The organism is uncultured Shimia sp. (assembly GCF_947493595.1).
GTDB lineage: Bacteria > Pseudomonadota > Alphaproteobacteria > Rhodobacterales > Rhodobacteraceae > Shimia.
Map to the genome: position 1 here is coordinate 71,967 of NZ_CANLRL010000012.1, position 8,594 is coordinate 80,560.

At 55.2% G+C, this 8,594-nt stretch carries 8 protein-coding genes and 1 pseudogene; 6 read left to right on the top strand and 3 right to left on the bottom strand.

The annotated features are described in order from the left end of the window. Window positions 1-4 precede the first annotated feature (4 nt). The 5 genes from soxC to hemA all read left to right on the top strand — a co-directional run bounded on the left by soxC (window position 5) and on the right by hemA (window position 4,519). Window positions 5-1,282 carry a sulfite dehydrogenase gene (gene soxC, locus Q0955_RS19970; RefSeq protein WP_299428391.1) on the top strand — a complete coding sequence of 426 codons (1,278 nt, stop codon included), beginning with the start codon at window positions 5-7 and terminating at the stop codon, window positions 1,280-1,282. Beyond that, complete coding sequence (locus Q0955_RS19975; RefSeq protein ID WP_299428394.1) at window positions 1,266-2,279, top strand: c-type cytochrome; 1,014 nt, start codon at window positions 1,266-1,268, stop codon at window positions 2,277-2,279. The genes soxC and Q0955_RS19975 overlap by 17 nt, the downstream gene beginning before the upstream one ends. Before the next feature lie 117 nt (window positions 2,280-2,396). Then, on the top strand, window positions 2,397-2,843 hold the full coding sequence (locus Q0955_RS19980) for a hypothetical protein (RefSeq protein ID WP_299428397.1): 447 nt from the start codon (window positions 2,397-2,399) through the stop codon (window positions 2,841-2,843). 22 nt (window positions 2,844-2,865) lie between these two features. Beyond that, window positions 2,866-3,288 (top strand): DUF302 domain-containing protein, encoded by a 423-nt coding sequence (locus Q0955_RS19985; RefSeq protein WP_299428400.1) that lies wholly within the window; start codon window positions 2,866-2,868, stop codon window positions 3,286-3,288. 13 nt (window positions 3,289-3,301) lie between these two features. Then, the gene (gene hemA, locus Q0955_RS19990; RefSeq protein ID WP_299428403.1) at window positions 3,302-4,519 is read left to right on the top strand and encodes a 5-aminolevulinate synthase; all 1,218 of its coding nucleotides are present in this window, start codon (window positions 3,302-3,304) and stop codon (window positions 4,517-4,519) included. A gap of 36 nt (window positions 4,520-4,555) precedes the next feature. Here hemA and Q0955_RS19995 read toward each other — a convergent pair whose 3' ends face one another. Genes Q0955_RS19995 through Q0955_RS20005 form a run of 3 tightly spaced genes read right to left on the bottom strand, consistent with a single transcriptional unit; the run spans window position 4,556 to window position 7,387 of the window. Then, window positions 4,556-5,590, bottom strand: a complete 1,035-nt coding sequence (locus Q0955_RS19995; RefSeq protein WP_299428406.1) for a YeeE/YedE family protein — start codon at window positions 5,588-5,590, stop codon at window positions 4,556-4,558. Window positions 5,591-5,633: 43 nt separating this feature from the next. Next, window positions 5,634-6,539 (bottom strand): MBL fold metallo-hydrolase, encoded by a 906-nt coding sequence (locus Q0955_RS20000; protein WP_299428409.1) that lies wholly within the window; start codon window positions 6,537-6,539, stop codon window positions 5,634-5,636. Window positions 6,540-6,586: 47 nt separating this feature from the next. Continuing rightward, entirely contained in the window at window positions 6,587-7,387 is an 801-nt protein-coding gene (locus tag Q0955_RS20005) for an MBL fold metallo-hydrolase (RefSeq protein ID WP_299428412.1), read from the bottom strand. 911 nt (window positions 7,388-8,298) lie between these two features. On the opposite strand from Q0955_RS20005, the pseudogene Q0955_RS20010 reads away from it, so the two are divergent. After that, window positions 8,299-8,594 (top strand): annotated as a pseudogene (locus Q0955_RS20010) (recombinase family protein); the annotation flags it as partial.

Consider the following 8,594-nt stretch of genomic DNA (forward strand, 5'->3'; position numbering starts at 1 on the left):
AGACATGTCTGATGAGTTGAAGAACACATCGCGCCGCGCTTTTTTGAAAGGTGGTGCGGCGGCGATGGCCGGTACGGTCGCGGGCGCGGCTTCGGCGGGCACACCCGACCCTTTGATCACTGAGGTTCAAGATTGGGCATCCTTTACCGGCGAGGGCGTAGACGAGACGCCTTACGGCCTGCCTATCGAGTTTGAAAAGGATGTTGTGCGGCGCAATGTGCCGTGGCTGACTGCGGACCCGATCAGCTCGATCAATTTCACGCCAATCCATGCCCTTGATGGCACCATTACGCCGCAAGGCTGTGCCTTTGAACGTCATCATTCCGGTGCAATTGAACTGCGCAAAGAAGACTACCGACTTATGATCAACGGCTTGGTCGACCAACCGCTGGTTTTCACCTATGCCGATCTTGAGCGTTTCCCGCGCGAAAACCATATCTATTTCTGCGAATGCGCCGCCAACACCGGCATGGAATGGGCTGGCGCGCAGCTCAACGGGGTGCAGTTCACCCATGGCATGATCCATAACATGGAGTACTCTGGCATTCCGTTGCGCGCCCTCCTGAACGAAGCAGGGCTTGGCGCCGCAGGCGATCTTGCGGACAAGTGGGTCTATGTGGAGGGCGCGGACGCGTCTTCCAACGGCCGTTCAATCCCAATGGAGAAAGCGCTGGACGATGTTCTGGTTGCGTTCAAAGCCAATGGCGAGGCGCTGCGCAAGGAGCACGGCTATCCTGTACGCCTTGTCGTTCCCGGCTGGGAAGGCAACATGTGGGTCAAATGGCTGCGCCGCATCGAGGTGACCGACGCCGCGGTTCAAAGTCGCGAAGAGACCAGCAAATACACCGACGTGCTGGCCGACGGCACCGCGCGCAAATGGACCTGGGAGATGGATGCCAAGTCAGTGATCACATCCCCAAGCCCGCAAATGCCGATCACCCATGGCCATGGGCCGCTGGTGATCTCTGGCCTCGCGTGGTCCGGACATGGGCGGATCACGCGAGTGGATGTCTCCAAAGATGGCGGCATGACTTGGGAAGCCGCGCGTCTTGGACGCTCACAGGGGGACAGCAAGGCGCTGACCCGTTTCTATCTTGATACGGAATGGGCCGGTGAAGAGTGGCTGCTTCAGGCACGGGCCATGGACGAAACTGGATATGTCCAGCCAACCAAATCTCAACTGCGTGAGGTGCGTGGTGAGAACTCCATCTATCACAACAATTGTATCCAGACTTGGCACTTGAAGGCCACCGGGGAGGCGGAAAATGTCGAAGTTTCTTAAGGTATCCGCCGCGCTATTGGTAATGGCCTCGCCCGCTCGTGCGGACGGCAAACTCGGGCTTGGGCGTCAGGCGCTTCCTGAAGAGATTGCCGCATGGGATGTGGATGTGCTTCCTGATGGCCGCGGCCTGCCTGAAGGCCGCGGCGACGCCTATACCGGTGAGGAAGTCTTTGCCGAAAAATGCGCGTCCTGCCATGGCGATTTTGCCGAAGGCGTGGACAACTGGCCTGTGCTGGCGGGCGGCTTTGACACGCTTGCAGACAAGGATCCCGTGAAAACGGTGGGCAGCTATTGGCCATATTTGTCAACGGTTTGGGACTACGTGAACCGGTCCATGCCCTTTGGCGCGGCGCAAACCCTGAGCGAAGACGAAGTTTATGCTATCGTGGCGTATATCCTTTATTCCAACGACCTGGTGGATGATGACTTTGAGTTGAGCCACGAGAATTTCCGCGAGTTCGCAATGTACAATAAGGACGGGTTCATTGTGGATGATCGCCCGTCCATGGAATACGCGATGTGGCGCGCAGAACCATGTATGAAAAACTGCAAAGACAGTGTGGAAATCACAATGCGCGCGTCCGTGCTCGACGTGACGCCAGACGAAGCTTCCGGCGAGCAGGCAGCATCAGCTCCAGATCCTGCGCCTGTTGCGGAGGACGTCGCTGCGCTTGATCCGGAATTGGTCAAATCTGGAGAAAAGGTCTTCAAGAAATGCAAAGCGTGCCATCAGGTTGGCGAAGGTGCCAAAAACAAGACTGGTCCGGTCTTGAACAACATCATGGGACGCGATTTTGCTTCCGTTGACGGCTTTAAATACTCCAAAGCTTTCCACGCGGCGGGAGAAGAAGGTCGCGTTTGGGACGATAAGGAAATGGCAGAATTTTTGGCCAAGCCCAAAGCTTACCTGAAAGGCACCAAAATGAGTTTTTCCGGCCTTAAGAAAGAGAAGGATCGGGACGCAATCATCGCGTATCTCAAGAGTTTGGGGAGCTAATCCCGATCAGGGAGTTCCTATCCAGCCGCCATATAGGCACCAAAACAAGAAGTGGCGGCAAATGGGCAATCGTAGCGGAGTGTTCCCCGAAATACTCAGCTAAAAGGGGAGGAAAACATGCAACGTATATTGGGATTGGTCGCACTTGTAGCGACGGTTCTGGCAGGGGGTATGGCTGCCGCACAGGACAGCCTGGCAGACCACCAACTGGCACTGCAGATTAGCGACAATGATCCACAAAAAATGACCACAGTTCTCAATGTCGCAGCAAACGTGACCCGCCATTATGAAAGCCAAGGCGAAACCGTGGACGTCCGAGTTGTGGCTTTTAATGCTGGTTTACACATGCTGCGCGAAGACACCTCCCCCGTGCTTGAACGGCTGCAATCCTTTGGCGCCTCCATGCCCAATGTGACCTTCGCCGCCTGCGGCAACACAATCACCGGCATGACCAAAAAAGAGGGGAAAGCGCCGCCTGTTGTGACAATCGCTGAACATGTGCCGGCGGGTGTGGTCGATTTGATGACATTGAACGAGGCCGGATGGACAGTGATCCGCCCCTAAAGAATTGAAGGAGGACCTACGTATGAAAAACTTAATTTTTGCAGCATCGATGATGGCCACAGCGGCGACAGCCGAGTCCATCGTTGTCCCTTTTGACGGCAGTTTCGAAGACGCGACATTTGCCGTCGAAAGCGCCATCGTCGACCGTGGTTTGGTGATCGACTATGTGAGCCATGTTGGGGAAATGCTCAACCGCACCGGAGCCGACGTCGGGAGCGGCAAGCAGATTTTCAAAGCAGCCGATATCTTCATTTTCTGTTCCGCCGTTGTGTCTCGGGAAGTCATGGAAGCGGATCCGATGAATATTGCCCATTGTCCCTACGGCATTTTCGTTGCCGAGAATGACGATGGCGTCATGATTGGCCATCGCGATTATCCGGACGGCGCGATGCAAAAAGTCGAGGACCTCCTCGTTGGCATCGTCACCGACGCCACTGCCAACTAAGTGAGGGCATCGCGTGGACTATCTGGCGTTTTTTCGATCCGAACTGGACGCATTGCGGTCCGACGGCAATTATCGCGTCTTTGCAGAGCTAGAGCGAAAATGCGGCGCGTTTCCGCATGCGCGCCAAGCCGGCGAGGCGCCTGATGTCACCATCTGGTGCTCCAACGACTATTTGGGCATGGGGCAACACCCCAAGGTCCTAACGGCCATGCAGGATGCGCTGATCCGTTGTGGCGCAGGCGCTGGCGGAACGCGCAATATCTCTGGCACAACCTTGGAACATGTTGCTCTTGAACACTCGCTTGCGGACTTGCACGACAAGGAAGCCGCGCTTTTGTTCACCAGCGGCTATGTGTCAAACTGGGCCACATTGGGCACGCTGGGCGCGCGTATTCCCAATCTGGCCATCCTGTCAGATGCCCTTAATCATGCCTCCATGATCGAAGGTATACGCCATTCCGGCGCGGATAAGACTATCTGGAAACACAATGATCTGGCGGATCTGGAGCGTAAGCTCGCGCACCTTCCGGCCCATCAGCCCAAATTGATTGCCTTCGAAAGCGTCTATTCCATGGACGGCGACGTCGCCCCAATATCGGAGATTTGCGACCTGGCGGACCGCTATGGTGCCATGACCTATCTGGATGAAGTGCATGCAGTGGGACTTTATGGGGCCACCGGAGGCGGAATTTCAGAGCACGAAAATCTGACTGACCGGCTGACTGTGATCGAAGGCACGCTGGGCAAGGCCTATGGCGTATCCGGAGGGTACATTGCGGCGTCTAAAGACCTAGTCGACTTTGTGCGGTCATTTGCCAGCGGGTTCATCTTCACCACCGCCATGCCACCGGCCGTCGCAGCCGGCGCACATGCCGCTATTGAACACCTCAAAGTCAGCAACGCAGAGCGTCTCTCACAACAAAAAAATGTTGAAGAGGTCCGCCGGCGTCTCGACCAAATTGGCCTGCCCCACATCAACAACCCAAGCCACATTATCCCGGTCATTGTCGGCGACCCGATAAAGTGCAAATACATCTCCGACCGGCTTCTCAACGAACACCAGATCTACATTCAGCCAATCAACTATCCGACCGTACCCAAAGGCACTGAACGGCTTCGGATCACGCCGTCACCGGTTCATAGCCCAACCGACATCGACCGTCTTATTGGCGCCTTGGAGAGTTTGTGGACAGAATGTGCTCTGGCGCGGCAGCCCATGGCGGCACAATAGTCTTAGTCTTACGACAAATAGTTTTGTGAAGCACGACTAGGCCATGACGCGGATGAGCCATTGGCTACCGACAGCGCCCACCCACATTGCGAATATCGCCACCCACGCAGTCAGAGACAAAGCGGCCCCTCCAGTGACCCCGGCTCCGACAGCACAGCCGCCAGCCAGCATCGCACCAAAGCCCATGAGCATCCCGCCAAGCAAATAGCGCTCCATCGGGGTGTCAGATTCAAACCGTTGAATGCGCGCCTCACCTTTTGCCAACGCAACACACATCGCGCCAACAAAGACGCCGGGAACAAGCCCTGTTCCGAAGTTCCTAAGCACTTCCGGCGTGTTGATAAGGGCCATCAACGTATCCGTGGAAGGCCCTGTGAAAGTGACGGACTGGACCGCAACCAACTCAAAGGAGTTTTGGGCCAAGACATAGGTCAGCCACCACCCCAACCAAACAGCAAGCCCGACAACAATTGCCGCAAGAAGCTCAGACGCCCTAAGGTTCTTTCTCAAGCCAAAACTGATGGCAAGAATCCATGACAGCAACGCAGCCACCACGATGCCCTCTCGCGGCACCGCAAAGATCGCCGACAGATCTCGAGCATCACCGCCTGGAATAGTCACAGCAGAAAACAGCGCCTCCCGAGCGGGAGACAATACTCCACGAAGGGCCGCCTGCGCCGTAAGCGTCAACACAAGTCCGGTGATAATCGCGCGCAAATTGCCTGACGCGGACAAGACCAAAAGCCGACTGGCGCACCCGCGGGCCAAAATCATTCCAACGCCAAACATCACCCCGCCGACAACCGCGCCTGAAAGACTTCCGACGCTTCCAATTTGACGGCTGTTACCTACGTCTAACCACCCGAGTTGAATGGAACTCTGGACGGCAACAAGCGCGGTAAGAAATGCGATGAGCCAGATTGCGAGCTTTGGACCTGCGACACCAGCGGCCACTTCGGCCGTGGCGGCCCGAAGACAGAACCGGGAATGGTAAGCGCTGGCACCAAAAATCAGGCCGGTGACCAACCCGATCACCATTAGAAGCGTGTCTTCCCCAAAATGGTCGATCATGGCATCGGTCAATGCCCTTCACTCCTTGTACCAGCCAGCTCTTCTACTCAAATTCCATCTGTTCGTAGACTCGGCCCGCATTCTTTGTGGCCAGCTCTTCAAAGGTATCCAGATTGGCATAAGGCGATTGGTCCACGTAGTAGGCGTCGGCCAAATCACCGCCCGCCTCTAAATGCGCGCCAACCTGCTCCCTCAGGTAGATCAAATAGTCCCGCGTGTAGCGCCGCACCTGATCCATGTTTGTCGGGTGCCCGTGTCCTGGGATCACATAAGTCGCCTCCAAGGGTTCAAAGGCCGTGTCCCATGTCTCCAGCCAGTCAGCAGTCATTGTGTCTTCAAAGATCGGCAACATGCGTTCGTGAAACGCCATGTCTCCCGCGATCACCAAGCTTTGTTCCGGCAGCCAAACCGACACGTCCCCCGGACTGTGAGCTGGGCCCAAGTACAGGACCTCGATCAAAAAATCGCCCATTTGTATCGATTTGGTGTCTGAGAAGGTTTCGGTAGGGGCGACCAACTTGGTCCCTTCTGCCTTGTCTCGATTGTACCGCTTCATGCCGTCAAGAATTTGCGCCCCATATTCCGTAAACTCATACGCCGCATCTTCATGCGCCAGAATTGGAACTCCCAAGTCACGCCAGTAGCTGTTGCCAAGCATGGCATGCCCCTGCCCGTTCTCGTTGATCACAAGTTTCACAGGCTGTTCAGTGACGGCTTTAATCTCCTTGTGCAAAGCCTCTGCAAGCACGTAGGCCGCACCTCCATTGATCACAACGACCCCATCGCCTGTGACGATGAAACTTAGGTTGTTGTTGTGGCCGGCATTTTCATAGGTTGGCGGAGCCGTTGCTCCAATCGCGGACCAGACGTGCGGAATGACTTCGACCGGCTTGGAATAGAGCGGCGAACCTGGGTACTGATCAGCGATATCCTCACTGGCAAGCACCATGGATCCAATCGCGCAAACCGCACCCGCTATATATACGGAGCCCCCCCTCATTGGCTTGCCTCCAGAAAAACAAATCCGTCACCGGATTTTTCAACGTTGCCAAATCCGGTTCCCGGAAAATGGAAACCGACCACGGATATCTGATCCGAAATGATCCGATCAAACAGCGCGCGCCGTGTGTGTACTCCAAGGTCTGCGTCTTGATCTGAACCGCTTGGCCAATCAGGTCTGTCAAAGGCCAAATGGTGATTTGCAATTGCGTCGCCAATGATCAATGTCGCCTCGCCACCTGACCGCACTTCAAAGCTCATATGTCCCGGGGTGTGGCCGTAGGTTGCTACGGCTTGAATTCCGCTGACCACTTCTTCGCCAGCGTCAAACCGCTCGAAAACATCTTCCATCATTTCAAATCTGCGACGTGCACCCGCCGCAAAGGCCATGCGCTGCTCGCCAATGGAGTTCACTGTTTCAGGATCCCACCAGTAGTCCCACTCCCGCCGACCGATCATATGTTTGGCTTGTGCAAAAACGGGTTCGTCAAAATCATCCAGCAGCCCCCAGATGTGATCCGGATGTGCATGGGTGACCAAAACGTGCGTCACATCTTCGGGTGTCAATCCAATGGTATCAAGATTGTCCAGAAGTGCCCCTGCGGAGGGCATAAAATCAGGCCCAGAGCCAACATCAAACAACACCGTGTTTGTGCCATCCTGGAACACAGAGATATTGCAACTTGGCTGAACGTTTGCACCGGTTACTCCGTGTTTGGCCAAAATCTGGGCCGCCTCTTCGCGTGGCGCAGGCCCAATTGCAAAGTCCATCGGCAAGACCAGGTGTCCGTCGCTCACGGTTGTCAGCCTACCAGCCCCAATTGATGCGCTTGCAACGGTGCTGGACGAAATAACCGAAAGTGCCGCAGCGCCCGACGCGCTCTTCAAAAACCGGCGTCGCGAGATGTCACGCATCGCTTCCTCCTCAAATGCCATCACATTATAATATTCAATTATGTGAATTAGTGAAGAGGGAATTTCAAAGGCGATGACGTTGGGGCCGAAATTAAGTGTGCAGCCGCTACTGTCCCGGCTTCCCATACCTTGTGTCACTCAAACCGTCTTTGAGCTATAGACCAACTCCTCTTAGGCGAGCGATCAAGAAACTGATTGTGATCCATAGGGATGATGTCCGGCCAATGCGATCCCACGGTCTTGAGCGTGTTTGCGATTATTGCCTCAAAGCTGATGCGCCAAGGAAAGATATCGCTGAGATTGTTGAATTGGTCTTTGATGGAATAGAGAGTCATCGCTTGAATAGCTTGGAACTCAGTGTTGTCATTCGACCCTTGTGCGTAATTTTCCCGAGCTTGTGCTCGACAGTGTTTTCGTAGGTGAACGGAGTGAGGAGTTGCGTGGTCACATGGTTTTCCGTGATCGCTCCTACGATTTGAATGAAGCATCCCTTAACGAGGCTTCAATTGAGCGCTTATTGGATTGGTGTGGAGGAGATCAGGAGAAGCTTATTAAGCTTGCGGGTTTGATTTGCCCCTTCACGACTGTTGAAAGCGGTGGGGCCTCTGGCCTCGACCGGCCGCTTTCTGTCCTTATGGACATAAGGTGACGTCCGTCGCAGAGCATTGTATGTATGACCGCTATCCCAAACACGCCGCGGACGCCAAACCGAACTCGCCAAGACAAGTCACGCGCTGGAGCGTCTCGTCCAGGCACTCATAGACGGCGCACCAGCATTCACAGTCAAAGGCAAAATGGCTGAGGTGGAAGCGAAGAAAGCCCAATTGGAAAATGACTTGAACACGGCGCCAGCGCCCCAACCTACCCTGCATCCCAACATGTCAGCTATCTACCACTCAAAAGTCAGCAACCTTGCCGACGTACTCAATAAGCCCGATGTGCGTGGCGAAGCTGCGGAGGCGCTGCGCGCTCTGATCGACCATGTGGTTCTGACGCCGTCGGAAGAAGGATACGACATTGATCTACATGTAGAATTGGCGGGTATTTTGTCGTTGGGATTGTCTCGGAACGAACGAAGCCGCCTTGCGGC